Genomic DNA, 25,617 nt, shown 5'->3' with positions numbered 1-25,617 from the left:
CCCTGCGCGTTCAGTCGGCGGACCCGGCCGCCCCTGCGAAGGAGTCGAGGAGCCGGTTGAGCATCCGGTCGAAGATGTCGTCCGCGCTCCCCGGCCCCGGCCCCTGCGCGAACGCGGCGGCCAGCCGCGGATACGCTCCGCCGCCGACCTGGCCCGCGAGGTAGGCGAACCGGGCGGCCTGCTCCTGCTCCGCCGACCACGGCAGGGACCTGGTGCGTTCCGCCGTGGCGAACTCGTTGGCCACGTACGTCATGACCGAGCCGTTGACCATGCCGATCAGTTCCATCTTGGTGCCGGAGGGGGCGTCGAGTCCTTCGAGGGCGCCCAGACAGTGCTCCAGGAACCGCAGGGCGTTCGGGCTGCATCCGTAGAGCGGTGACATGACGCGCGCCAGCCAGGGGTGGCGGCGCATCATGTCGCGCGTCTGGCGGGCGAGCGCGAGGATCTCCGCGCGCCAGTCGGCGGCGCCGGGTCCGGCCGGCAGTTCGTAGTCGGCGCTGACCGCGTCGACCATCAGCTCGTACAGGTCTTCCTTGCGCGGCACGTAGTTGTAGAGCGACATGGTGCCGCAGCCCAGCTCACCCGCCACGCGCCGCATGGAGACCGCGTCGATGCCGTCCGCGTCGGCGATGCGGACGGCGGCCGCCGCGATGTCCGCCCTGCTGTACGCGGGCTTGGGGCCGCGGCCCGCACGCTCGGGGCGCGCCCAGATCACTTCGGGAGTGGCCGCTCGGCCCGCCATGGATCATCACCTCGCCCACCATGTTAGTTACGTACAGCGTACGTAGTGGGGTACGGTTCCACCATGACTACTACGTACGCTGTACTTAGTGAGGGTCTGGAGAAGCGCTACGGCTCCGGCGATTCCGCCGTGCGGGCCCTGCGCGGCCTGGACCTCGCCATCGCCGAGGGCACCGTCTGCGGACTCCTCGGCCCCAACGGCGCGGGCAAGACGACCGCCGTCCGTGTACTCGCCACCCTCCAGACGCCGGACGCGGGCACGGCGAAGGTCGCGGGGTACGACGTGCTGCGCGAACCGGAGGCCGTACGACGGCACATCGGCGTCACCGGGCAGTACGCGTCGGTCGACGGCGACCTCACGGGCCGGGAGAACCTCCGGCTCTTCGCCAAGCTGCTGCGGGCGCCGCGCACGCGCGCCGACGAGCTCCTGGAGGAGTTCGGCCTCGGCGACGCGGCGGGGCGGCCCGCGCGGACCTACTCCGGCGGCATGCGGCGCCGCCTCGACCTCGCGGCGAGCCTCCTGGTCCGGCCCAAGGTGCTCTTCCTCGACGAGCCGACCACGGGCCTCGATCCGCACAGCAGGAACGGCATCTGGGACGCCGTGCGGAAGCTGGCGGCCGAGGGCACGACGGTGCTGCTCACCACCCAGTACCTGGAGGAGGCCGATCAACTCGCCGACGACATCGTGCTGATCGACGAAGGGCGGGCAGCGCACCGGGGGACGCCCACGGAGCTCAAGGCGCAGATCGGGAGCTACGCGGAGGTGGTCGTCGCAGAGGACGCGGAGCTGTCCGCTGCGGCGGCGGTGCTCGATCAGCTGACCGGCGCGGAGCCCACCCTCGACGCGGGCGCGCGGACCGTGGGCGTCGTCTCCCTCGACCCCGGGCTCACGCTGCCGCGGATCGTCCGCGAGCTGGACTCGGCCGGTGTGCCCCTCGTCGACGCGAGCCTGCGGGCACCCACCCTCGACGAGGTCTTCCTGCGGCTCGTCTCCTGATCAGCGCGCAGCTCGCGGCGAATCATTCCTGCCCGCCCACCCGACACTCCCACCCGAAAGACTGACCAATGAGTGATGTGATCCACGACAGCGGGGCCATGCTCGGCCGCCACCTGCAGCGCATCAAGCACGCGCCCGCGATTCCGGTAATGACCCAGACGATGTCCATCGTCTTCCTGCTCTTCTTCGGCTACGTCTTCGGCAGCGCGCTCGCGATGCCCGGCTCCGACTACCGCGCGTTCCTCGTGCCGGGGATGCTCGTGGCGACCGCCGCCAACGGCATCATGACCGGGATGTTCACGGCCGCCCAGGACTCCCACCGCGGGGTGATGGACCGGCTGCGGACGCTGCCGATGAGCCGGTCCGCCGTACCGCTCGGGCAGGCCCTCGCCGATCTGGCGACGACCGCCGTGGGCCTGGTGCCGCTGATGCTGGTGGGGCTCGCGATGGGCTGGCGGATCGAGGGCGGGGCGCTCGAAGCGATCGGCGCGTTCGGTCTGCTGCTGCTCTTCCGGTTCGCCAGCACCTGGATCGGCATCCTGCTCGGGCTCGTCTCGCGCAGCGAGGAGGCGGCGGGGCAGCTGGGCGGCGCGACCTTCATGCTGCCGCTGCTGTCGAACGCCTACCTGCCCACCGACGGGCTGCCCGGCTGGCTGCGCACCGTCGCCGAGTGGAATCCGATCAGCGCGGTCGCCACGGCGGTACGGGATCTGTTCGGCAACGCGCCCGTACCCGCCGATGCCGCATGGCCGGTGGCGCATCCCGTGGCGGGCTCGATCGCCTGGTCGCTGGTGCTGCTCGCGATCTGCGTGCCGCTCGCGGTGCGGCGTTACGCACGGGGTGAGCGGTGAGCGCTGCGGAGCCGGTGAGCGCGGTGGGGAAGTCCGCGGCACGGCCAACAGGCGGGCAGGGCAAGGGTGTTACGGGGACGGGTGAGATGACACACGTGTAGTGGGAAAACGGGTGGGTGGGTGGGAGTACGTCCGCCGCGGAGCGGCGGTGCGAATCTCCCAGACCACCCGCGGCCTAGCGACGACCCCCGAAAAGCGACCGACGCAACCGACGCAGCGGCGCGAAGAGTGAGACACGCCTCACTCGGGCACCCCGACTGCTGCGGGCGTGCGCGGCGTCACGCGAGGTGAGCTCACGCATCAGCAAAGTCGCCTCGTGCGACTCGCGCTGCGGGACGGCGGGACCGCCCAGCACCGAGAGATGGCGATCGAGACGCGAGCTGGTCGCGCTGCTCCCACAGGTGATCGCAGGGACACGCGCCCTGCTGCGCACCGTTATCTGTTCCATGTCACTCCCCACCCGTACGAGGGCACCCGGCCCAGGGCAGGTTAACCCTATCGCCCCATCGTGACACTCGTGTATCCCGGTCGCAGGATTCACCTCCCCCGCAAGGAGGTTGACGACTACTCTCCGAATACAACTGATTCCAGGGCGAGTTGGACATCCTGCCTGACGGCGGGTCCGGTGCCGGGCCGCACGCCTGATCGCGCCCCGCGCCCGCCCCGCTCTGGGCGGGCGCGGCCTTCGGGCCCGATCCGCCCAGGTCCCGGAGTTCCGGGCCGCCGTCGGCCTCGACGTGGGCCATCTCACGTGCGCCGGTTCGGTGACCGGGGCCTGCCGCGTCCGTCGTACCCGGCCCCGCCACCTGTCGCACGGAGGCGGACGACAGGAGGCCGGTCTCCACCGCGCGCCCCCAATCCGCCCGGTCCGCCGTCCCGAATGGCCTGTGTCAGGCGGCCCCCGCCACGCGTGGGCGGTCGCGCGCAGCACCACCGCACAGGGACACGAGGACGAATGCGATGACAGCAATCGCCAGGACCGGGACGAAGCGGCGCGGGATCGCCGCCCTCGTCTGCGGCGCGCTGGCCGCCGGGGGGCTCACGGCCGCCGGGGTGAGCGCACTGGGTCCGGGGGCCGCCGAGGCCTCCAGCCACCGCGAGGCCCCGCTGATCTCGGGGCAGCCCCAGTACGACAACACGGACGTGTACGCGTTCGTCAGCCCCGACAAGCCGGACACCACGACGCTCGTGGCGAACTGGATCCCCTTCGAGGAACCCGCGGGCGGGCCCAACTTCTACCTGTTCCCCGAGGACGCCCAGTACGACATCCACATCGACAGCGACGGCGACGCGCAGGGCGACCTGATCTACCGGTGGACGTTCGACACCAAGACCAAGAACAAGGACACCTTCCTCTCCAACACGGACCAGGTGACCAGCCTCGACGACCCCGACCTCAACATCACGCAGACGTACGACATCGATCTGCTGAAGCTCGACGACCAGAAGGTCGTCTCCACCAAGAAGATCGCCAACAACCTGCCGATCGCGCCGTCGAACGTCGGCAAGGCGTCGATGCCCGACTACAAGAAGCTCCGCGACCAGGCCGTGCGGCAGGTCTCGGGCGGCGGCACCTCCTACGTGGGGCAGGCCGACGATCCCTTCTTCCTGGACCTGCGGGTCTTCGACCTGCTGTACGGCGGGGACCTCTCCGAGGTCGGCAGGGACACGCTCAAGGGCTACAACGTGAACACCGTCGCCCTGCAGGTGCCGAGCGCCGACATACGCCAGTCCGAGAAGCAGCCGACCGTCGGCGTCTGGTCGACGACGCAGCGCAAGAACGCCAAGGGTGACTGGACGCAGGTGTCGCGCCTCGGCAGCCCGCTGGTCAACGAGGTGGTCGTGCCGCTGCGCGACAAGGACAAGTTCAACGCGTCCGCGCCGTGGAACGACGCCGACTTCCTGAAGTACGTGCAGCGTCCCGAGCTGGCCAAGCTCCTGGAGAAGATCTACGGGATCAAGGCCGCCGACGAGCCGCGCAAGGACCTGGTCTCCGTCTTCCTGACCGGGGTGAAGGGGCTCAACCAGCCGCCCGGCGTACGGCCCTCGGAGCAACTGCGCCTCAACACCTCCGTCAAGCCGGCCGCCGACCCCAAGCGGCTCGGCGTCCTGGACGGCGACAACGCGGGATTCCCGAACGGTCGGCGGCTCGCGGACGACGTCGTCGACATCGAGTTGCAGGCCGTCGCGGGTGAACTGGTCGGCAACAAGAACGACTTGGGCGACGCGGTGAACGCCAACGACCAGGCGTTCGGCGGGACCTTCCCGTATCTGGCGCTGCCCACGTCAGGATCCCGCGGACCGCTGGCGGGCAAGGGCGGCCAGGACGACAAGAACAGCGCGTCCGGCAGCTCCGCGCGCGACGCGCTCGTCGGCGGGGGCGTCGAGCGGGCCACCCCGTCGGGCGGCAGCGACAACGCGCTCCTGATCGGCTCCGCGGCGGCGGGCACCGCCGGTGTGCTCCTCGTGGGGCTCGGCCTCCTGTGGTGGCGCAGGCGGGGGCGGGCCACTTGAGCAGGGCACGCACGCCACGCACGGCACGCGACACGGCGGCCACCGCCGCGGCCGTCGTGGCCCTGGCGCTCGCCCTCACGGGAGGCGCCGTCGTGCTCGGCGGCGGCGAGGGGGCCGGCCGGCCCCCCGCCGTCGCCGGTCCCGCCGCGCCGACCGTCCTGCCCAGGGACGGCGACCTGGACCGGGGCGTCGCCGCCCTACGGACCCATCTGCGCGCCCAGCCACGGGACTTCGTCTCCTGGGCGACGCTGGGCACCGCCCACGTCGAACAGGCCCGCACGCGCGGCGACCCGGCCCTGTACGACGCGGCCGACCGCGCCATCGACCGGTCCCTGAAGCTGCGCCCGGGCAACGACGCGGCGCTCGCGGGGCGCGCCGCGGTGGCCGCCGCCCGGCACGACTTCCGCGGGGCGCTGCGGAACGCCACGGCCGCGCTCGACGAAAACCCGTACAACGAACGGGCGTTGGCCTCCCGCATCGACGCCCTGGTCGAACTCGGTCGCTACGACGCGGCGGCCCGCGCGGCCGACACGGCGGACGCCCGGCGGCCCGGGGTACCGGTGTTCACGCGCTACGCCTACGTACGAGAGCTGCGCGGGGACGTCACGACCGCCCGGCGCGTCCTGGAGCAGGCCCTGGCGGGCGCCACCGCGCCGGGGGACGTGGCGTACGTGTCGACCGCGCTCGGCCAACTCGCCTGGCGCCAGGGCGACTACAGGACCGCCCTGCGGCGCTGCGGGGCCGCGCTGCGGGCGGACGCCGCGTATCTGCCCGCCCTGGAGTGCCGGGCCAGGGCGCGGGCGGCACGCGGCGACACGGCGGCGGCGATCACCGATCTGCGCGAGGTGGTGGCCCGCCAGCCGCTGCCAGGACCCGTACTCGCGCTCGGCGAGCTGTACGAGGCGCGGGGCGAGCGGCAGCGGGCCCGTGAGCAGTACCGCCTCGTGGACGCCTGGGTCGCGCTCGCACGCGCGCACGGCGTCGACGCGGACCTGGACACCGCGCTGGCCGCGGCCGACCACGGGGACAGGGCGGCGGCGCTGCGGGCGGCCCGGGCGGAATGGGCACGCCGCGAGACGGTCCACACGGCCGACGCGCTCGGCTGGGCGCTGCACGTCAACGGCCGGGACGAGGAAGCCCTGCGCTACGTCCGCCGCGCCACGGCCACCGGCTTCGACGAGGCGGCCTTCCTCTACCACCGGGGAATCGTCGAACGCGCCACCGGCGACACCACCGCGGCGCGACGCTCGCTGCGGGCCGCGCTGCGCAAGAACCCGGGGTTCTCACCACTGGGGGCGAAAGCGGCGCGGGACGCGCTGCGCGACATGGGGGGTGAGCCGTGAGGCTCGGGACAGGTCGCCGTGTGCGGGGGTCAGGACGGGCCCGGCGACGGCGGGTCGTTCGGTGGGGGTGCGCCGTGGGCGTCGCCCTCCTGATGTGGGGGCTCGGCGGTGGCACGGCTCTCGCGCATCCGTTGGGGAACTTCACCGTCAGCCGGTACGACGGGCTCGTCGCCGAGCCGGGGCGGTTGCGGGTCGAGCACGTGGAGGACCTCGCCGAGATCCCCGCCACCCAGGCCGGGCCGCGCATCCGCGAAGTGGGCCGGGAGCGCTGGGCGAAGGAGCGGTGCGGGGGCGCAGCCGGGGACGCGCGGGTCGACGTGGACGGGCGGCGCGCGGCGCTCCGGGTGCGGGACGCCCGCGCCCAGGTCCGTCCCGGCCAGGCGGGCCTGCACACCCTGCGCGTGGAGTGCGTCCTGACCGCTCCCCTGCCCCGCGGCGCCACCGTCGAACTCCGTTTCAGCGGCGGCGAATCCGGGACCGACGGCTGGCGTGAGGTCACCGCCCGCGGCGACCGGATGACGCTCGCCCGCTCCGACGTACCCGAGGACTCCTCCTCGCGGCGGCTCACCCGCTACCCCAAGGAACTCCAGTCCGACCCGCCCACGACGTCGACCGCCGCGCTGCGGATCGTCCCCGGCGGCCCCGCACTCGGCGACGAGCGGACCGCCCGGGACGGGCAGGACGGCCAGGACGAGCAGGGCGCATCCGTGCTGCCGCGCGGCGCCGACCGGTGGACGCGGGCGCTCACCGGACTCGTCGGACGGCACCAACTGACCCCGGGCTTCGCCGCGCTCGCGCTCGGCACGGCCGTGCTCCTCGGCGCCCTGCACGCGCTCGCGCCGGGCCATGGCAAGACGCTCATGGCCGCCGCGGCGGCCGCCCGCGGCCGCGCGTCCGTGCGGGACGTGCTGCCGCTGGCCGCCTCGGTGACGGTCACGCACACCTTGGGCGTGCTCGCGCTCGGCCTGCTGGTGAGCGGGGGTTCGACCGCGGGCCCCTCGGTCGTCGCCTGGCTCGGCGTGACGAGCGGCGTGCTCGTGACGGGGGCGGGCGTCCTCCTGGTCCGCAGGGCATGGCGCCGACGCGCGAGCCGGTCGGACCACTCGCATCACCACCACGAACACCCCCACTCCCACTCCCACCCGCACCCGCACCCGCACCCGCACCCGCACCCGCACGACCACACTCCCTCGCGCCCCCACCCCCACCAGCACGACAAACCCCCCGGCACCAGCGTGCGCGGCGCCCTCTTCCTCGGGTTCGCGGGCGGGCTCGTGCCCAGTCCCTCCGCCGTCGTCGTGCTGGTCGGCGCCGCGGCGCTCGGCGCGGCCTGGTTCGGTCTGCTGCTCGTGGTGGCGTACGGCGCCGGGCTGGCCCTGACGCTGACGGCGGCCGGATTCCTCGTGGTCCGCGCGGGCGCCTTCGCGAGCGGACGGATCGGCGGCGCGGTGCTCGCGGAGCCCCGCAGGATCGCCGCACGGTTCCTGCCCCTCGGTTCGGCCTGCGTGGTGCTCGCTCTCGGGTGCGGATTGGTGTTCAAGGGGGCGGCAACCGCGCTCGGTTGAGCTACTTTTGTTCAGAAACGCACCGCTGCGAATGGGGGCGCCCGTGAGCGAGGCAGAGCGCGTGATCGCGGGGCGTTACCGCCTCCTGACCCCGCTGGGCGAGGGCGGCATGGGCACGGTCTGGAGAGCCAGGGACGAGGTGCTCGGGCGCGAGGTGGCCGTCAAGGAGGTCCGCGCGCCCGCCGGGCTCCCGGCCAGTGAGGTCGAGCGGCTGTACGCCCGCCTGGAGCGCGAGGCCTGGGCCGCGGCGCGCATCCCGCACCGCAATGTGGTCACGGTCTACGACGTGGCGAGCGAGGGCGGCCGCCCGTGGATCGTGATGGAGCTCGTGCGCGGGCTCTCCCTCTCGGACGTCCTCGACGCCGAGGGCCCCATGCCCCCGGAGCGTGCCGCGCACATCGGCGCCGAGGTCCTCGCGGCCCTGCGCGCCGCCCACGGCGCGGGCGTGCTGCACCGCGACGTCAAACCGGGCAACGTACTGATCGCCAATGACGGCCGGGTCGTCCTGACCGACTTCGGCATCGCGATGGTGGAGGGCAGCTCGGCCCTGACGATGACGGGCGAGGTCGTCGGATCGCCCGAATTCCTCGCTCCCGAGCGGGCGTTGGGACAGCGGCCGGGTCCCGCGTCCGATCTGTGGTCGCTCGGCGTGCTGCTCTACGCCGCCGTGGAGGGCAGTTCGCCGTTCCGGCAGGACACCCCGCTGAGCACGCTGCGCGCGGTGGTGGACGAGGAGCTGCCGCCGCCGCGGAACGCGGGTCCGCTGGCGCCCGTCATCCAGGGGCTGCTCCGCAAGGACCCGGCCGAGCGGATGTCGGCCGACGCGGCCGAGCGCGATCTGCGCCTGGTGGCGTCGGGCGCGCCGCCGCGCACCGAGACAGCGTTCCCGTACGCGCCGACGGTCGTCTCCGGGCAGGAGCCTGCCGCGCCGACGCCGCCCGCACCGCTACCGGTCGCCACGTACGACACGACAGCGACGGGACCGGGGGCGGCCCGCTCCCGCCGGACGGTTCTCGTGCTCATCGCGGGCGTGGTCGCGCTGGCGCTCGCCCTGGGCGGCCTGGCGTACGCCCTGATCAACCGCGACGACGACGGCGGTCACGCGAGCGGCTCGGGCGGCGGCGGCACGTCCGGGGGCAACAACACGTCGGGAGGCTCGAACGGCGGTTCTGGCGGGGGCGGTTCGAACGGTTCCACGGGCGGCTCCGGCGGCGCCTCGAACTCGGGCTCGGCCAACGGCGGGGGCGGGACCAACGGCGGGAACAACGGCAACGGGGGGAACGGCAACGGGGGCAACGGCGGCGGCAGCACGCCCGCGCAGTCCGTGAAGGTGCACGTCTCCGGGGCCAACACCCAGTACAAGGGCCCCTGCCCGCCGACGTCCGGTCAGGCGCCCGCGTTCAGCGCGACGTTCACGGTCGGGCGGATCCCCGTCAGCGTCGAGTACCGCTGGGTCACGGGCTCGGGCGAGTCGAGCGACCCCGGCTGGAAGACGCTGGCGTTCTCCACGGGGACCGGCAAGACGCGGCAGGTCAATCACGTCGAGACGGCGTACGACCAGGTGGCCGGGACGTACGCGAACACGGTCGCCGTCGAGGTGCGCAGCCCGGTGCGTACGACGTCCAACTCCGTGCCTTACACGGTCACCTGCGCGAAGGAGACCCCGACGGGCGGGGCCTCCTCCTCTTCTCCCTACTCGTACTCGCCGAGCGCGTACGACCGGCCGGTGGGGATCAGGCAGCGGCGGTGAAGACCGGCAGGTAGGCGCCGGAGTGCCCCGGGGCCGTGGGGTGGTAGGACTCGCTGGGGTTGAGCCACTCCACGCTGTGCAGCCACGGGCTGCCCGAGCAGATCTCGTGTCCGGAGAAGGCGGACGTGACATCGGCGAACGTGAAGCCGTGGTCGGCGGCGCGCTTGGCGGTGGCCGCGTTCAGGTAGTCGGCCGCGCCGTTGATGGCGGCCCGCTCCTTCTCCGAGAGGCCTGCGGCGCACTGGCCGTTCAGCTTGTAGAAGCGGGGGTAGCCGAGCACCACGACGTGTGCGGAGGGCGCCTTGGCGTCGACCGCCGAGTAGACCTTGTCGAGGTTGCCGGGCAGCGTCGAGTCGACGAAGGCGCGCGCCTGGTCGACGCGGGCCAGGCAGTTGGCGTCGGACTGGAGCACACAGGTCGTCATGACGTCGGCGAAGCCCGCGTCGTTGCCGCCGACGGAGAGCGAGACGAGGCCCGTGCCCGAGCCGAGTGGGCCGAGCTGGTTGGCCAGGACGTCACTCGTACGAGCGCCCGAGCAAGCGGTGAAGTCGAAGCTGGAGGGTGAATGGGCGGCCGCCCACAGCACGGGGTACGCGACCTTGCTGCGCTTGCAGTTGCCGCTCGCGCTGTCGTAGCTGCCGGCGCCGACGCCCGAAGCGTAGGAATCGCCGAGCGCCACATAGCCGGTGGCGGCGGCCTGTTGGTCGGTCGCCTGGTCCGCTTGTGCCGCCGCCGCCCCGGTGAGGGCAAAGGCGAAAGCGAGGAGGAGCGAGGACATGTATGCCGTGATTCGGGACAATCTCATGGAACCTCCCTTAGCAGGATTTCTGCCTCGTCAGTGATAGCACGCACCACCCGTAACAGGTAGTGGGCATGTCAATGAATTCGTCAACAAGTTCCCTTCCCGTAGCCGCAGTTCATCCGCCGAATAAGGCCCTCGGGAGGAACATCTCCACACTCCCTCCGCATCTTGACGGGCCGCCGGGGACTGCGCGACATTGAAGCCCGGCATCCGGCGCGTCGGGGGGCAAAGTCGCCCATGCAGACCATCGGCATCAAGGCACTGTCATCAGACACCGAACGGCAGACCGGGCAGGACCGACGACAGGACCTGCCGCCCCTGCTCGCGGGGGCCGCCGTCGCCGTGGGAGGCGTCGGGGCGACGCTCGCGCTCATCGACCTCTCCTCGCCCCTGCGCGGCCCCTTCGTCCTCTTCTTCCTGCTCGCCGCGCCCGCCGCGGCCGGCTGGGCGGCGCTGCGCGGGCTCTCGCCATGGGGCCGGATCGTGGCTTCCGCATCGGGGGCGGTCGCGGTCAACCTCCTTGTGGCACAGGCCATGCTGGCGCTGCATGTGTGGTCGGTGCGCGGCGGAGTCGTCGCCGTGACCCTGTTCAGCTCGCTCACCCTCCTGCTGGTACTGCTACGGCGTGCGCGCCGCCGTACGACGGCGAGAAGGCGGACCTCCTGACGTGGACATCACCGTGCACCGCCCCGGGGAACTGACCGCGGCCGATCGGGCGGCGTGGACCGCGCTGCAGTCCAAGGCCCACCTCAACGGCTCGCCCGAGCTCGCCAATCCGTTCCTGTCGCCCGAGTTCACGCTCGCGATGGGGCAGGCGAGACGCGGGGTGTACATCGGCGTCGCGCGCGAGGACGGCGAGCCCGCCGCGTTCTTCCCCTTCCAGAGATCCATCACCGGCGTCGGCCGGGCCGTCGGCCTGGGCCTCTCCGACTGCCAGGGCCTGGTGCACAGGCCCGGATACCAGTGGGACGCCCGGGAGCTGCTGCGCGCCTGCGGGCTCGCGGTGTGGGAGTTCGACCATCTGGCGGGGGGCCAGGAGCCGTTCGAGGCGGGCGCCTCGGGCACCTTCCCCTCCCCCGTCATGGACCTCGACCAGGGTTTCGACGCCTACCTCGACCAACTGCACGAACGGGCCTCGAAGTTCGCCCGGCGCACGCTGGCGAAGGAGCGAAGACTCATCCGCGACCACGGCGCGGTCCGCTACGTGCACGACGAGCGCGACCCCGAGGTCCTGGCCACCCTGATGGGCTGGAAGTCCGCCCAGTACCGCAGGACGGGCCGCAGCGACCGCTTCGCGCACCCCTGGATCAGCCAGCTGGTGCGCCGCCTCTTCCACACCAGGTCCGACTCGTTCGCCGGGATCCTCTCCGTGCTGTACGCGGCCGACGTGCCGGTCGCCGCCCACTTCGGGCTACGCACCGAACGGGTGCTCGTCAACTGGTTCCCCGCCTACGATCCCGCCTACGGGCGATATTCGCCGGGCCTGACGATGCACCTGCACATGGCCGAGTCGGCGGCGGCCGACGGCATCGCGTATCTCGATCTCGGACGCGGCCAGAAGGCGTACAAGGACTCCCTGAAGACGCGTGAACTCGCCGTCTCCGAGGGGTGGGTGGCTCTGCGCCACCCCGTGGCATTCGGACACCGGGCGCACCGCGCTCCGCTCCGGGCCCTGCGCAACACCGTGGTGTCGAGGCCGGAACTCTTCGAGCCCGCCGACAAATTGCTCAAGAGATTGGGCAAAATCCGATCACTGGGACGTGAATAGGGCCGTCCGAATGTGACCGCATAGAATACTCAAATCATCAAAAACGTGAGGCCACGTTCCAGGTCTTGCCATACAGTCTCAATCGTCAATACCGTCGTACATCCACCCGCATACGGTCCATCACACATGCGATCTAGGGGAGGGCTCAAGGTCGCGATGGTGCCCATGCGGGGCGCGGTAGGGGGGTGCCGTGCCCGGTAATCGCTCTTCAACCGGGTCACGTCCCGCGCAATGCCAGCTCGCTCGGCATGTACGGAGATCCCATTCGGCATGCTCAAGTGAGAACCCCCCTTTCGAACCGGATCAATTACCGGACCGCCCGGGGGCGGGCGGTCCACCGGACGAGAGGGACCAACAGACTCATGACTTCTTTCGTGCGCCCGGCCGACGCCGGACAAGAAGATCCGTTAAACAAGATCCCCGGTAACTACCGCCCGATCTCCACGCACTTGGCGATCACGCCGCCCGTCAGTGTGGTCATACCCGCCATGAACGAGGCGGAGAACCTTCCGTACGTCTTCAAGACCCTGCCCGAGTGGATCCACGAGGTCGTCCTCGTGGACGGCAACTCCACCGACGACACGGTGGCCGTCGCCCGTGAGCTGTGGCCGGACGTGAAGGTCGTCCGCCAGCTCGGCAAGGGCAAGGGCGACGCCCTGATCACCGGCTTCGCCGCGTGCACGGGCGACATCATCGTGATGGTCGACGCCGACGGCTCGGCCGACGGCGGCGAGATCGTCTCCTACGTCTCCGCCCTCGTCTCGGGCGCGGACTTCGCCAAGGGCTCGCGGTTCGCCAACGGCGGGGGCACGGACGACATGACGCCCATCCGCAAGCTCGGCAACCACGTCCTGTGCTCGGTCGTGAACGCCAAGTTCGGCGCCCGCTACACCGACCTGTGCTACGGCTACAACGCCTTCTGGCGGCACTGCCTCGACCAGATCGAGCTCGACTGCACCGGCTTCGAGGTCGAGACCCTGATGAACATCCGGGTCGTCAAGGCCGGACTCAAGGTCCAGGAGATCCCCAGCCACGAGTACCTGCGGATCCACGGCGCCAGCAACCTCAGAGCCGTCAGAGACGGCATCCGGGTACTGAAGGTGATCCTCGCCGAACGCTCCAACCGCCGTACGCAGCGGGCGCGTTCACGCGTTGCCCCCTTCCGCGAGGGGCAGGGAGGGGTGTCTTGAGCGTGGCGCCGTCCGTCGTCATCTGCGTGTACACCGAGGATCGCTGGGAGGACATCCTCGCGGCGGTCTCCTCCGTGCGCGCGCAGTCACTGACGGCCCTGGAGACCCTTCTCGTGGTCGACCACAACACCGTGCTCCTGGACCGGCTCACCAAGGAGTACAAGGAGACCGATGAGGTGCGGGTGCTCGCCAACGCGGGCCCCCGCGGCCTGTCGGCGGGCCGCAACACCGGCATCGCCGCGGCCCGCGGCGCCGTCATCGCCTTCCTCGACGACGACGCCGTCGCCGAGCGGGACTGGCTGCGGCACCTCGCCGAGGGGTTCGGGGATCCGCGGGTCCTCGCCGTCGGCGGCCGCACCCTGCCCGCCTGGGACTCCGGGCGGCGGCCCGCCTGGTTCCCCGAGGAGTTCGACTGGGTGGTCGGCTGCATGTACAAGGGGCACCCCGGGGGCCGGGTGCGGGTGCGCAACGTCCTCGGCGGCAACGCCGCGTTCCGGCGTACCGCCTTCGACGTGGCGGGCGGCTTCGCGACCGGCATCGGGCGGGACGGCGACAGCCGCCCGCTGGGCTGCGAGGAGACGGAGTTCTGCATCCGGCTCACCCGCGCGAGACCGGACGCGGTGCTCCTCATGGACGATCGCGCGGTGATCCACCACCGGGTGCCCGCCGCGCGGGAGCGGTTCCACTACTTCCGCAGCCGGTCGTACGCCGAGGGCCTCTCCAAGGCCCTGGTGTCCCGCAGCGTCGGCTCCGGCAAGGGCCTGGAGTCGGAGCGGCGCTACACCACCCGCGTGCTGCCCGCCGGGGTCGTCCGCGGCCTGCGGGACGCCGCGCTCGGGCGGCCGGGCGGCGCGGGCCGGGCGGGCGCCATCGTGACGGGCGTGTTCGCCGCGGCGGGCGGGTACGTCATCGGGAGCGTCCGCGCGCGCAGGGCGGGCGCCACGTTCTCCGTGGCGGAGATCGGCGACGACACGGGCGGCGAGGGGGCCCGGCATGAGTGACAGACCCGTGCCGATACTGATGTACCACTCGGTGGCACCCGTGCCGAACGAGGCGACGCACGACCTGTCGGTGTCGCCCGCGGCGTTCGCACGCCAGATGGAGGTGCTCGGCGAGCGGGGGTTCACGCCGCTCACCACCGACCAGCTGGCCGCCGCCTGGCGCTCCGCGGGCGGCGTGCTGCCCGAACGCCCGGTCCTGATCACCTTCGACGACGGCTACGAGGGCGTGCACCGGTACGCGCTGCCCGTGCTCGCCAAGCACGGCTTCGCCTGCACCCTCTTCGTCGCCACGGGCTGGCTGCGCGGGAAGTACGACACCGGGGGCGGCCTCGACCGCATGCTCGACTGGGACCAGGTGCGCGAAATCGCCGCGACGGGCGCCGAGATAGGGGGGCACAGCCACACCCACCCCGAACTCGACCAGCTCTCCGACGACGGACTCCGGTTCGAGCTGCGCTCCTGCCGGGACATCATCACCGACGAGCTGGGCACCCGGCCCCGCTCCCTCGCGTTCCCGTACGGCTACTCCAGCCGCCGGGTGCGCGAACGCGTGCGCGAGACGGGGTACGCCCAGTCCCTCGCCGTCGGCAACTCGCTGGCGCGGCGCGCCCAGGGGCCCTACGCCCTGCGGCGGGTCACGGTGCGCCGCACCACCGAGACCGAGGAGTTCGAGCGGCTCGTCGAGGGCCGCGCGATCCATCGGAACTTCGCCAGGGACCACGCCCTGACCAAGGGGTACGCCGTGGTCCGCCGCACCCGACAGGTCCGCCGGAAGGCAATGCGTTCCCGTGTCTGACACGACCACCGCCCAGGCCGACGCCACCGGTTCCGCCGGCGCCTCGGCGCGGCGGACGACCGGCAGGTCCGGCAGGCCCCGCAGACTGCGCCTGCCGGGGCGGGGCGACGGCGGCAGCCCGCTGTTCCGCAACGCCTACGCGCTGATGCTCAACACCGGCATCTCCGGCGTGCTCGGCGTCGGCTTCTGGCTGGCCGCCGCCCGGTACTACTCGGAGTCGGCGGTCGGCCAGGGCTCGGCGGCGATCGCGGCGATGAAGCTCCTCGCGGGCCTCACCGCCCTGACCCTGACGGGCGCCCTGGTGCGCTTCATACCGATCGCGGGCCGCGCCACGGGCAAGCTCATCTTCCGTACGTACGCGGGGAGTTCGGCGGCCGTGGCGCTCGCCGCCGCGGTCTTCCTGCTCACGCTCGACCTCTGGGGCCCCTCGTACCGCTTCCTGCACGGGCCCGTGCACGGCATCGGCTTCGTCCTCGCCGTCGTCGCCTGGTCGCTGCTCACCCTCCAGGACGGCGTCCTCACCGGTCTGCGCAACGCGCTGTGGGTGCCCGTCGGCAACACCGTCTTCTCCGTCGCCAAGCTCGGCCTGCTCATCGCGATCGCCGCCGCGATCCCCACCGCGGGCGTCTTCGTCTCCTGGGTCGCCTCGATCCTCGTCTCCGTGATCCCGCTCGGCTGGCTGGTCTTCCGGCGCCTGGTGCCACGCCACGTGCGGGCCACCGAGGGCAAGACGCGACCGCCGACGCTGCGCGAGATCGGCCGCTTCCTGGCCGGTGACTACACCGGCTCGCTCTTCTCGCTCGCCGTGGTCTACCTGGTCCCGGTGATCGTCGCCTCGCAGGTCAGCTCGGTCGACAACGCGTACTTCTACATCACCACCACCATCGGCGGCACCATCAACCTGCTCGCCATCAACATGGGCGCCTCCCTCACCGTCGAGGGCGCGCACGACCCCGCGCTGCTCGCCGCCAACACCCGCTCCGCGCTGCGCCGGATGGCGATGATCATGCTGCCGGTGTGCGGGACCCTCTTCCTCGCGGCGCCCCTCGTGCTCAGCATGTTCGGCCAGGGGTACGCGGATGCCGCCACTCCGCTGCTGCGCTGGTTCGCGGTGGGCGCGCTCCTCAGGGTCGTCATGGAGACGTACTTCGCGGTGCAGCGCGCCCAGAGCAAGACCTCGGGGATCGCCTGGCTGCAGGGCCTGTTGTGCGTCATGGTGCTCGGCCTCACGCTGCTCCTGCTGCCGCGCATGGGCCTGACGGGCGCGGGCGTCGCGGAGATCTCCAGCCTCGCGGTGATCGTGGCGATCGCGGCGCCGAAGCTGTACCGCGTGACGCGTACGGTCCCGGTGGCGGCGACCCCCGACGGCATGGCCCCCGACGGTGACCTCGCCGACCTGGGCACGGCGGACGCGCCCGTCGAGCGGGTGCGGGCGAAGACCGCGGGGGCCCCGGCGCGGGGCAAGGAGCGGCACGGGCCCGCGTGGGCACTGCGGGAGTCACTGGACTCGGACACGCTCCACCTCGCCGTACAGGTCGACTTCGAACACCAGGAGCGCAGGCCGGACGTGCGGCCGGGACCACCCGGCGCGCCCGCGACGCCGGGCGAGGGGGGTGACAAGGACCACCGGCCCACGTGGGCGCTGAGAACTCCCGTGCCCGGTCCGTCCTCCTCGGTGAAGTCGGCGCCTCCGGTGGAGACGCCGGAGTTCCCTGTGACTCCTGAGCCTCCTGAGGCACCTGAGGTCTCTGAAGCACCGCCCGGTCTCGACGATCCCGTCCATGAAGTGCCGCCGCCCGAGGGGCCCTTGCCCGAGGAACCCGACGCCCCCGCACGCGCCCCGCGCCGTCGCGTCCTCGTCATGGCGCTGCTCCTGGCCGCCGCGCTCGCCCTGTACTGGCTGCCGGTGTTCGGCCTCGGCGAGGCGGACCTGGACGACATGGGCGGCCTCGGCCTGATCTCCATCCTGCCGACGCCGACCCTGGCCGGTGCCGCCCTCCTGATCATCGTGTTCGGCGCGCTGCTCTGGATGGACAAGCCGATCAAGGGCCTGCTCCTGGTCACCCTGCTCGCCACGGTCGTGTCGCTGCACGCGCTGCCCGCGGTCATCGAGACCGAGCCGCGGTTCGCCACGGCCTGGCAGCACCTCGGCTTCATGGAGTACATCGACAGGACCGGGTCCGCGGTGCCCGACCTGGACGCGCGCTGGAGCTGGCCCGGCTTCTTCGCCGCGGCCACCTTCGTCGCCAAGGCGTGCGGCGTCTCGGACATGACCGAGGTGATCCGCTGGTGGCCGCTGGCCATGCAACTGCTCTATCTGGCGCCGATGTTCCTGCTCGTACGCTCCCTGCGGGCCGCCTGGCGCGCCAAGTGGGCGGGGCTGTGGATCTTCGCCCTGAGCGGCTGGGTCGGCCAGGACTACTTCTCGCCGCAGGGCTTCACCTATCTGCTCTACATCGCCTTCGTCGCGATCCTCCTGGTGTGGTTCCGGGCCCCGCGCGCACTGTGGGCCAAGCGGCGTCCCGGCGAGAACGAGGTCGAGCCGACGAGCCGCAAGGAGCGCGCGGTCCTGCTCCTGGTCCTCGTCGGCCTCTTCGCCGCGACGGTCCCCGCGCACCAGCTCACGCCGTTCGTGATGCTCGGCGTGCTCACCGCCCTGGTCGTGTTCGGCCGCTCCGAACTGCGCGGTCTGCCCCTCCTGTTCGGGGTCCTCGTCGCCGTGTGGCTGGGCTTCTTCGCCGAGCCGTACTGGTCGGGGCACTTCGACGAGCTGTTCGGCGGGGTCGGCGGCGTCGGCGGCAACGTGTCCTCGTCCGTCTCCGGGCGCATCGAGGGCGGCAGTTCGACGCATCAACTCGTGCTGTACGCGCGCGTGGCGATGGCGGGCACCGTCCTTGCCCTCGCCTGCTGGGGCTGGTGGCGGCGGCGCTTCTACAAGTACACCGAGCGCTCCCTGCTCATCCTCACCTTCGTGCCGTTCCTGGGCTTCGGCATGCAGTCGTACGGCGGCGAGATGGCCCTGCGCGTCTTCATGTTCGCGCTGCCCGGCGCGTGTCTGCTCGCGGGCCTCGCGCTGTTCCCGCGCGCGGGCCTGACCGCGGCGGAGCGGGACCGCGACCGGGTGAGCCTGGCGCCGCTCGCCGCGCTGATGGCGGGGCTCGTCCTGATGGGCGGCTTCCTGGTGGCCCGCTGGGGCAACGAGTCCTTCGAGCGGATCAGGACCGGCGAGGTCACCGCCATGGAGTACGTGTACGCGCACGACGACCCGACGGTGCGGCTGCTCTGGATGAGCGACGACACGGTCAACAACGTGACGCCCGCGATGCCGTGGGGCGCCCGTGACATGGAGAAGGTCGAGTACGTCCCGACGCTCGCGCCCACCGATCCGGTCCTGGTCTCCGGCTTGGTGAAGGCGCTCAAGGACGCGGGCCCCCAGTCGTATCTGATGATCAACCGCAGCCAGTCGGTCTACCTCCAGCTGGACGCGGGCTACCCGAGGGCGTGGGAGCCGCGGCTCCTGCGCAACCTCGACGACCGCCCGGAGCTCAAGAAGGTCTTCACCAACGACGACGCGACCCTCTACACGCTGCGCGAGCGGCCGGACGGGAAGGTTCCGGCGGCCGCGCCGGGGCCGATCGGTCCGCAGGTGACCTGGACGCCCTGGTCGGTGGTCGGGGCGCTCGCCGCGCTCGCGCTGGTGCTGCTCCTCGCGGCCCGCGAGGTGGTGCGGGTGGCCGCCGCGCCGAGCGTACGGCAGCAACGGCGGCTGCAGAGCAGCTTCTGGTTCTCGCTGCCGCTGCTCGCGGTGCTCGTCGCCGCGCTGATCCAACGGTTCGTGACGATGGCGTGAGACGGCGGGTCCGTACGGTGTGGGTGTGGCCTACCGCTTCAGCCACTTCACCTCGTACCCCTTCATCCCGAACCGCCGCCCGTCGACCTCCGCGCTGATCGGGCGGTCCAGGGTGTTCACCACCAGGACGGCGTCGTCGTCGGCGATGACGCGTACGTTCGGCCGGTCGTCGGCGGCGACGGAGACCTTCTCGTACGTCGTGCCGGGCCCGAACTCCTTGCCGAACCGCTCGATGAGCCCCAGCATGGGCAACTCGGCCCCGCCGTCGTCCAGTTGCGTGGCGCTCCACAGGCAGCCCGCGCACTTCTCGCCCCGCTTCTGCGGGTTCCAGTAGAAGCCACTGGTGGCGCCGCCGCGGGCCATCGCCATCAGGCCCGACGCCTGCACGGCGACGCGGTGCTCCTCGGACCAGTCGTCCCGGTTGTCCTGGCTGTCGCCGGGCTCCACGTAGTACTCGGCCCACCACAGCGGCAGCTTCCCGGTCCGCGCGCGCACCCACTCGCTGACGGCCGTGAGCTTGTCGGTGGCCTGGAACTCGTCGGGGAGCATCTCGTCGTCCTCGGTGTAGCTGGAGCCGTCGACGACGACGAAGTCCGCGCCCGCCTTGTGCTCGTTCCAGTAGTCGAAGGCGTCGAGGGCCCGCTGGTCCATGCGGCCCCAGGGGCCCTTGACCGTCTTCGACGTGCCCTCGCTCTGGCGCGGGTCGAGGCTGTCCATCACCACGTAGGGGCCACCGACCATGATGTCCTTGTTGACCTTCTTGAGCGCCTTGTAGACGAGGTTGTAGAGCTCCGTGTACCCCTCGTAGTCCCAGCGGCCCCGCTCGTTGTTCCAGAAGCCCTTGAACTCGTTCCATACGATGAAGTGGCGTACGTCGGGGTAGCGCTTGGCGACCGTCGCGGCGAGCCGCGCGAAGTCCTCGTAGTGCGCGCGCTCCGGTGCCGTCTCCAGGGACTGCTGGCTCCAGTCGGTGTTGTCCGCGCCGGGCTTGCCGCCCTTCATCCAGTCGGGCGCGCAGCACAGGGTGACGACGGGCGTGCCGTCGGTCCCCCGGACGAAGTCCACCCTGCGGTCCATCTCGGAGAAGTCGTAGCGGCCCTTCACCGGCTCGGGGTTGCCCGCGCCCCAGCCCATGATGTGCTGGATCTGCGGGATCGGCCGCCCCTGGCTCCTCAGTTCGCCGCGTACGCGGTCCGTGGCGCGTGCGTTGCCCTCGTCCGCGCTGTACTGGGTGTGCGTGAAGCCCCAGCCCACCTCGGCGCTCGCGTCGCCCGGCGGGACGGCGGGCGTGCCGTGCACCTTGTCCCCGTCACGGGTGGTGCCGCGGGTGCCCCCCTGGTCCCCGGGAAACGTGTTGATCAATGTGACCACCAGGGCCAACGCGGCCAGGGCGACACCGAGCAGTGCGGTGAGCCGCCACCGCATCGCGTCCGAATTCCACCCATGGCGTCCCATCAAGGTCAAGGGTATCGGGGCGAGTTGGCGGTGGGGCAGGTTCCGGACCACTCCTGTGTAACAGCACCCGGACCGGGACAGAAGGGACGCACTGCGGAAACCGGATGCACAAGCACGCGTGCGTGCCGGATCATGGCGGCATGTCTGCGAACCCTCAGGACACTCTGCCGATCCGGCTCAACGTCGACGACAGCGACTCCCCGTCGGATGTCGTGGACGCCCTGTTCCTCGGCCGCTTCGCCACGGGCGAGCAGCCCTTCTCGCACAGCGCCAACATCGACCGCGTCAAGTCCGGTTCCACGCTGCTTCCGCCCGGGGCGACCGTGCTGCGGGCCGCCCGCGACGACGACCGCAGCGCGACGCTCGCCGAGGGGGACGGCTGGACGCTGCTGATCTCCCGCTGGAACCGGGGCGCGGACGTCACGGTGACGGCGACCACCGCCGATCTCGCCCAGAAGGTCCTCGGGCAGGCCACGGACGGCGCGCAGGACGAGCCGGAGCCGCAGCCGGAGAACGTGACCATGGGCTTCTGGTACGTCTCCCCCCGGCGCGGCCCGCACCGGACGACGCGGCAGATCTCGGCGGGCACGTGGGACGAGGTCAGGCCCAACTACACGGCGCCGGTCGCCGACGCCATGGACACGCTGATGAAGACCACGCCCGAGGACATCTCGGGCCGCCTCCTGCTGCTGCACGGCCCGCCGGGCACGGGCAAGACCTCAGCGCTGCGGACGCTCGCGCGGTCCTGGCGCGACTGGTGCCAGGTGGACTGCGTCCTGGACCCGGAGCGCCTGTTCAGCGACGTCGGCTATCTGATGGACATCGCGATCGGCGAGGACGACGGCACGGCGAAGGGCCGCTGGCGGCTGCTGCTCCTGGAGGACTGCGACGAGCTGATCCGCGGCGAGGCCAAGCACACGGCGGGCCAGGCGCTCTCGCGGCTGCTCAACCTCACGGACGGGCTCCTGGGCCAGGGCCGCAACGTCCTCGTGGGCGTCACGACCAACGAGGACCTGGAGCGGCTGCATCCCGCCGTCGTCCGTCCTGGCCGCTGCCTCGCCCGCATCGAGGTCGGCCCGCTCACCCGCACCGAGTCGGTGGAGTGGCTCGGCACGGAGGACGGCGTCCCCCGCGAGGGCGCGACCCTCGCGGAACTCTTCGCCTTGCGGCGCGGCACGACCCCGACATCGGTCCCGGACCAACGGGAGGGCACGGACGCGGGTCTGTACCTGTAGCCCCGTTGTGGGCAGGCGTTCCGCACGGCGGAACGGGTGGGCACAACCCCCGGTGCCGAGTACCGCTCCCGGAGGCAGGCTCCCCGGTGGGCACCCGCAGGCGCATCGTGGCTGGTCGCGCAGTTCCCCGCGCCCCTTACGGGGCGCGTCGTGGCTGAGCGCCCAGGTCCCCGTGGCTCTACGGGGGGTGCTCAGCCAGAAGCCCCGTAAGCCGCACGCAGTGCGTCCCGCGCCGCGGCGAGTGCGGCTTCCTCGGAGAGCCCGAGTCGCCGGGCCCGCTCCGCGTACGACTGCGCCGCGGCGGACGCCCCCTTCGCCGCCGCGTCACCCGCCGCCGCGACGAACGTCCCGTTCCGCCCCCGCGTCTCGATCACCCCGTCCGCCTCCAGCGCCCGATACGCCTTCGCCACCGTGTTCGCGGCGAGCCCCAGCGACTCCGCGAGCCCCCGCACCGTCGGCAGCTTGTAGCCGACGGGCAGCGCCCCCGACCTCGCCTGCCCGGCGATCTGGGCCCGCACCTGCTCGTACGGCGCGTCGCTCGCGCCCCCATCGATGTCGATCTTCAAAGTCACGGACCGATTGTCCCGCACGCGCGGAAAATGAGAGGCACCTCGGCGCGTACCGCGCGTACCGTGCGGCTCCATGACAGTGATCGTCCGAGCCCTCAGCCCCGAGCTCCCCGGGGACGCCGCGGGATTCGCCGCCGTACGCCGGGCCTGTGTGCCCGCCATGCTCGCCACCCCCGAGTCGGTCGCCTTCGACCGCGCGCACGCCCATCCGGACTCCGGCTACCGGCAGTTGATCGCCGAGGCCGACGGCGAGATCATCGGCACGGCGCAGGTGGGCCTGTCGTACGACAGCCCGGAGCCCGGGCAGGGCTACGCCAACGTCTACGTCCACCCGGACAGGGTCGGCGCGGGCGCGGGGACGCTGCTCCTGCGCACGGCGGAGGAGTACCTGGCGGGCGAGGGCACGACCACCGTCTACTCCTGGGTGATGGACGGGCCGACGAACCTCGCCTTCGCCGCCCGCCGCGGCTACCGGGCGAGCCGTTCCGCGCACTTCCTCCGCCTGGACCTGGCGCACGGCACGCTGCCTGACCTCCAGGAGCCGCCTGCCGGGGTGGAGTTGGTGAGCGGATCGGTGTTCGCCGACGACGCGCGACCGCTGTTCGACCTCGACGCGGAGACCGTCGCGGACGAACCGGGCGACATCGCCGCGGAGTTCACGGACTACGAGCACTGGCTCGCCGAGACCTGGCACCACCCGCTGGTCAGCCGGGAGCTCACCACGGTGGCCCTGGTCGAAGGCCGCCCCGCGGCGTTCAGCCTGGCGCGCGCGGACGGCGCGGGCCGCTACGCGTCCGGCATGACCGGCACGGCGCGCGCCCACCGGGGCAAGGGCCTGGCCAAGCTCGCCAAGAACGACTCCCTGCACCGCGCCAGGGAGGCAGGCTGCACGGAGGCGTTCACCGGCAACGACGCGGGCAACGAGCCGATGCTGGCGATCAACAAGTGGTTCGGTTACGAGATCTGCGGAACGGAGGTGCGCCATGTCAGGGACCTCGGCTGAGGCACCCCCGGAGACCGCGGAGGCGACCGTGGAGGTGGCCCTCGTCAAGGCGGGCCGCACCAAGATCCGCTACCCCGCCGAGCTCCTCCACGACGACGGCACCAAGCTCACCGTCCGGGCCCCCTGGGCGGCCCCGCACGTCCGCGACTTCGGCTTCGTGCGCTTCGAGCCCGGCGACGTCTTCACCGAGCACTACTGGCGCGACCGCTGGTACGCGATCAAGGAGGTGTACGCCGCGGACGGCACCCTCAAGGGCTGGTACTGCGACATCACCCGCCCCACCGTCCGCACCGGTGACACCCTCACCGTGGAGGACCTGGACCTGGACCTGTGGGTCTCCGCGGACGGCTCCGCGATCCTGCGCCTGGACGAGGACGAGTTCGCGGAGAGCGGCCTCGCCAGCAGGGACCCGGCGGCGGCCGAGGCGGCGGTGCGGGCCCTGGACGACCTGGAGGCCCTGGCGCGCACGGAGGGCTTCGGCACGCTCTGACCGGACCCGGACCCGGGCCTGGACCCAGGCCACCGGCCTAGTCGGCGACCAGCTCGACCTCATAGCCCTGCCCGTCCTCCAGGTAGGCCGCGTACTGCCCCTCGCCGCCCGCGTGCGGATGGCGTTCCGGGAAGAGCAGGGTCCAGCCGCGGTCCGGCGCCGCGGCCACGAGCCGGTCGAGGCGGGCCCGGCCCGCCACGTGGAAGGCGAGGTGGTTCAGGCCCGCCCGCCGCCGGTCGTGGCGGCCCGGCCGCAGGTCCGGTGAGCGTTCGAGGACGACGTAGGTGTGATCGCGCCGCCAGCTGCGGCCGTGCTCCCAGCGTTGGTGCGGGACGTGGCCCAACTCGCCGAGCAGCCAGCCCCAGGAGGCCTCCGCCGCCGCGAGGTCGGGCACCCACAGCTCCACGTGGTGGACCGCGCCCGCCCGCGCGGGGGCCAGCGGGACCGGCTCCGCGGTGCGCTCGCCGTCGTGGGCGACGCTCTCCCCGTCGTGCTGCCAGTGCACGACGAATCGCTCGCCCGCCTGCCAGGAGGTGAGGCCCGCGCGGCAGTACGCCACGATGTCCTTCGGCAGCGCGCCCAGCGGATGCCAGGCGAGCTCCGCGCACTTGTCCGGCTCGGCGTTGACGGGCGCACGGTCCACTCGGTGCTCCGCCGCGAAGAACCAGCCCGTCCGGGGCGCGCCCGAAGGGCCCCTGTGCTGCATGACCAGTTCCGCCCGGACGTCCTCGGGGGCCAGGTCGAGGGCGATTTCCTCGCGGGTCTCGCGGAGCAGCGCCGCGCGGACGTCCTCGCCGTCCTCCACGTGTCCCGAGGGGAGGTGCCACAAGCCGTCCGCGTAGCCGGTGCCGGCCCGCCTGGCGAGGAGGATCTCGTCGCCGTCGCGCAGGATCAGGTGGACGTCGACGACCTCCCGGTGGCGGGGCGGGGCAGTCGGCAAGGTGGCCACCACGGCGTAGCGCTCGTCGTCCACCTGTCCGCCCCACAGGCGCGCGTCCGCCGAGAGGCGCTCGGAGTGGAGGTGGTGGGCGAGCGGGGTGAGGGCCGCCACCAAGCGGGACATCGGGAGGCCGACGGGGCTCGCCGTCCCCCAGACGCCCTCGATCAGGATCAGGCGGCCGCCCGGGCGCAGCAGCGTGCACCAGTGGCGCAGGGCCGCCTCCGGGTCCGGGAGCGTCCACAGGACGTGGCGGGCGATGACCGCGTCGAACCGCCGGTCGTCGACCGGTGGCAGGGCCGCGTCGCCGAGCAGCACATCGGCGCCGTGCCCCGCCAGCTTCTCGCGGGCCCGTGCCACCATCCCGGGCGCGAGGTCGACACCGGTGACGCGGTGCCCGCGCTCGGCGGCGAGCAGGGCGAGGCTGCCCGTGCCGCACCCGAGGTCGAGCACCTCACCGGGTGCCCGCGGCAGCCACTCCCGCAGCCGTCCCGCCCAGGCCGCCCGCACCTCCTGATCGCGCAGGCCGTGATCGGGTTCGTCGTCGAACGAGTCCGCCGCCGCGTCCCAATCGATGCCTCCGGCACCCTCGTTGGTCGTCATGTCCCGATCGTGGCATCCGCCACTGACAATTCAGAAAAGCGTGTCCATGGAGGTCTACGCCACCTCGGAAATGGACATCGGATAGGAAGAGGGAGGCAGCCATGCGCCGAGTGACCACGCACAAGCCCGTTGGCCGAACCGTCACCCGCCGAGTGCG

General features: G+C 72.2%; 21 protein-coding genes. 15 read left to right on the top strand and 6 right to left on the bottom strand.

Annotated elements, in window-relative coordinates:
- Positions 1-10: 10 nt before the first annotated feature.
- Positions 11-742, bottom strand: a complete 732-nt coding sequence (locus tag CP970_RS34640; RefSeq protein WP_055556652.1) for a TetR/AcrR family transcriptional regulator — start codon at positions 740-742, stop codon at positions 11-13.
- Between the two features lie 63 nt (positions 743-805).
- Here CP970_RS34640 and CP970_RS34635 point away from each other — a divergent pair, with 63 nt between their 5' ends.
- Together CP970_RS34635 and CP970_RS34630 are read left to right on the top strand one after the other, a co-directional pair.
- Complete coding sequence (locus CP970_RS34635) at positions 806-1,738, top strand: ATP-binding cassette domain-containing protein (RefSeq protein ID WP_055556649.1); 933 nt, start codon at positions 806-808, stop codon at positions 1,736-1,738.
- A 68-nt stretch (positions 1,739-1,806) separates the two neighbouring features.
- Positions 1,807-2,589 carry an ABC transporter permease gene (locus CP970_RS34630; protein ID WP_055556647.1) on the top strand — a complete coding sequence of 261 codons (783 nt, stop codon included), beginning with the start codon at positions 1,807-1,809 and terminating at the stop codon, positions 2,587-2,589.
- A 175-nt stretch (positions 2,590-2,764) separates the two neighbouring features.
- Here CP970_RS34630 and CP970_RS45195 read toward each other — a convergent pair whose 3' ends face one another.
- The gene (locus CP970_RS45195; RefSeq protein ID WP_079044039.1) at positions 2,765-3,037 is read right to left on the bottom strand and encodes a hypothetical protein; all 273 of its coding nucleotides are present in this window, start codon (positions 3,035-3,037) and stop codon (positions 2,765-2,767) included.
- A 512-nt stretch (positions 3,038-3,549) separates the two neighbouring features.
- Between CP970_RS45195 and CP970_RS34620 the strand changes: the two genes are divergently transcribed.
- The 4 genes from CP970_RS34620 to CP970_RS34605 all read left to right on the top strand — a co-directional run bounded on the left by CP970_RS34620 (position 3,550) and on the right by CP970_RS34605 (position 9,761).
- The gene (locus CP970_RS34620) at positions 3,550-5,103 is read left to right on the top strand and encodes a DUF4331 domain-containing protein (RefSeq protein ID WP_055556259.1); all 1,554 of its coding nucleotides are present in this window, start codon (positions 3,550-3,552) and stop codon (positions 5,101-5,103) included.
- 62 nt (positions 5,104-5,165) lie between these two features.
- Entirely contained in the window at positions 5,166-6,446 is a 1,281-nt protein-coding gene (locus CP970_RS34615; RefSeq protein ID WP_055556261.1) for a tetratricopeptide repeat protein, read from the top strand.
- A gap of 92 nt (positions 6,447-6,538) precedes the next feature.
- Positions 6,539-8,011: a nickel transporter gene (locus tag CP970_RS34610; RefSeq protein WP_150494899.1), complete on the top strand. Its 1,473-nt coding sequence runs from the start codon at positions 6,539-6,541 to the stop codon at positions 8,009-8,011.
- 31 nt (positions 8,012-8,042) lie between these two features.
- Positions 8,043-9,761, top strand: coding sequence for a serine/threonine-protein kinase (locus tag CP970_RS34605; protein WP_150494375.1), 1,719 nt, complete (start codon positions 8,043-8,045; stop codon positions 9,759-9,761).
- Here the strand turns inward: CP970_RS34605 and CP970_RS34600 are convergent.
- The gene (locus CP970_RS34600; RefSeq protein WP_079043383.1) at positions 9,745-10,566 is read right to left on the bottom strand and encodes an SGNH/GDSL hydrolase family protein; all 822 of its coding nucleotides are present in this window, start codon (positions 10,564-10,566) and stop codon (positions 9,745-9,747) included. The two genes, CP970_RS34605 and CP970_RS34600, sit on opposite strands and share 17 nt — an antisense overlap.
- Before the next feature lie 234 nt (positions 10,567-10,800).
- Here CP970_RS34600 and CP970_RS34595 point away from each other — a divergent pair, with 234 nt between their 5' ends.
- The 6 genes from CP970_RS34595 (at position 10,801) to CP970_RS34570 (ending at position 19,168) form a co-directional block, all read left to right on the top strand.
- A complete protein-coding gene (locus CP970_RS34595) occupies positions 10,801-11,229 on the top strand; it encodes a hypothetical protein (protein ID WP_055545932.1) in 429 nt (142 codons plus the stop codon).
- A gap of 1 nt (position 11,230) precedes the next feature.
- A complete protein-coding gene (locus CP970_RS34590) occupies positions 11,231-12,331 on the top strand; it encodes a GNAT family N-acetyltransferase (RefSeq protein ID WP_055545934.1) in 1,101 nt (366 codons plus the stop codon).
- Between the two features lie 362 nt (positions 12,332-12,693).
- The gene (locus tag CP970_RS34585) at positions 12,694-13,521 is read left to right on the top strand and encodes a glycosyltransferase family 2 protein (RefSeq protein ID WP_055545936.1); all 828 of its coding nucleotides are present in this window, start codon (positions 12,694-12,696) and stop codon (positions 13,519-13,521) included.
- Complete coding sequence (locus tag CP970_RS34580) at positions 13,518-14,522, top strand: glycosyltransferase family 2 protein (protein ID WP_055545938.1); 1,005 nt, start codon at positions 13,518-13,520, stop codon at positions 14,520-14,522. Before CP970_RS34585 ends, CP970_RS34580 begins: the two co-directional genes overlap by 4 nt.
- Positions 14,515-15,318 (top strand): polysaccharide deacetylase family protein, encoded by an 804-nt coding sequence (locus CP970_RS34575; RefSeq protein WP_055545949.1) that lies wholly within the window; start codon positions 14,515-14,517, stop codon positions 15,316-15,318. The genes CP970_RS34580 and CP970_RS34575 overlap by 8 nt, the downstream gene beginning before the upstream one ends.
- Positions 15,311-19,168: a lipopolysaccharide biosynthesis protein gene (locus tag CP970_RS34570; protein ID WP_055545951.1), complete on the top strand. Its 3,858-nt coding sequence runs from the start codon at positions 15,311-15,313 to the stop codon at positions 19,166-19,168. Before CP970_RS34575 ends, CP970_RS34570 begins: the two co-directional genes overlap by 8 nt.
- A 30-nt stretch (positions 19,169-19,198) precedes the next feature.
- Here CP970_RS34570 and CP970_RS34565 read toward each other — a convergent pair whose 3' ends face one another.
- Positions 19,199-20,623 (bottom strand): GH39 family glycosyl hydrolase, encoded by a 1,425-nt coding sequence (locus CP970_RS34565; RefSeq protein WP_055545953.1) that lies wholly within the window; start codon positions 20,621-20,623, stop codon positions 19,199-19,201.
- Between the two features lie 140 nt (positions 20,624-20,763).
- Here CP970_RS34565 and CP970_RS34560 point away from each other — a divergent pair, with 140 nt between their 5' ends.
- A complete protein-coding gene (locus CP970_RS34560; protein ID WP_055545974.1) occupies positions 20,764-21,858 on the top strand; it encodes a DUF5925 domain-containing protein in 1,095 nt (364 codons plus the stop codon).
- Positions 21,859-22,049: 191 nt separating this feature from the next.
- On the opposite strand, the gene CP970_RS34555 is transcribed toward CP970_RS34560, so the two are convergent.
- Positions 22,050-22,430, bottom strand: coding sequence for a GntR family transcriptional regulator (locus tag CP970_RS34555; RefSeq protein ID WP_055545955.1), 381 nt, complete (start codon positions 22,428-22,430; stop codon positions 22,050-22,052).
- Between the two features lie 70 nt (positions 22,431-22,500).
- Between CP970_RS34555 and CP970_RS34550 the strand changes: the two genes are divergently transcribed.
- Together CP970_RS34550 and CP970_RS34545 are read left to right on the top strand one after the other, a co-directional pair.
- Positions 22,501-23,430, top strand: coding sequence for a GNAT family N-acetyltransferase (locus CP970_RS34550; RefSeq protein WP_055545957.1), 930 nt, complete (start codon positions 22,501-22,503; stop codon positions 23,428-23,430).
- The gene (locus CP970_RS34545; RefSeq protein ID WP_055545959.1) at positions 23,411-23,920 is read left to right on the top strand and encodes a DUF402 domain-containing protein; all 510 of its coding nucleotides are present in this window, start codon (positions 23,411-23,413) and stop codon (positions 23,918-23,920) included. Before CP970_RS34550 ends, CP970_RS34545 begins: the two co-directional genes overlap by 20 nt.
- Before the next feature lie 37 nt (positions 23,921-23,957).
- Here CP970_RS34545 and CP970_RS34540 read toward each other — a convergent pair whose 3' ends face one another.
- The gene (locus tag CP970_RS34540) at positions 23,958-25,460 is read right to left on the bottom strand and encodes a trifunctional class I SAM-dependent methyltransferase/NUDIX hydrolase/VOC family protein (protein WP_063806052.1); all 1,503 of its coding nucleotides are present in this window, start codon (positions 25,458-25,460) and stop codon (positions 23,958-23,960) included.
- Positions 25,461-25,617 lie beyond the last annotated feature (157 nt).

The sequence above is a fragment of the Streptomyces kanamyceticus genome, from assembly GCF_008704495.1.
GTDB lineage: Bacteria > Actinomycetota > Actinomycetes > Streptomycetales > Streptomycetaceae > Streptomyces > Streptomyces kanamyceticus.
This window is presented reverse-complemented; position numbering and strand designations above follow the sequence as displayed.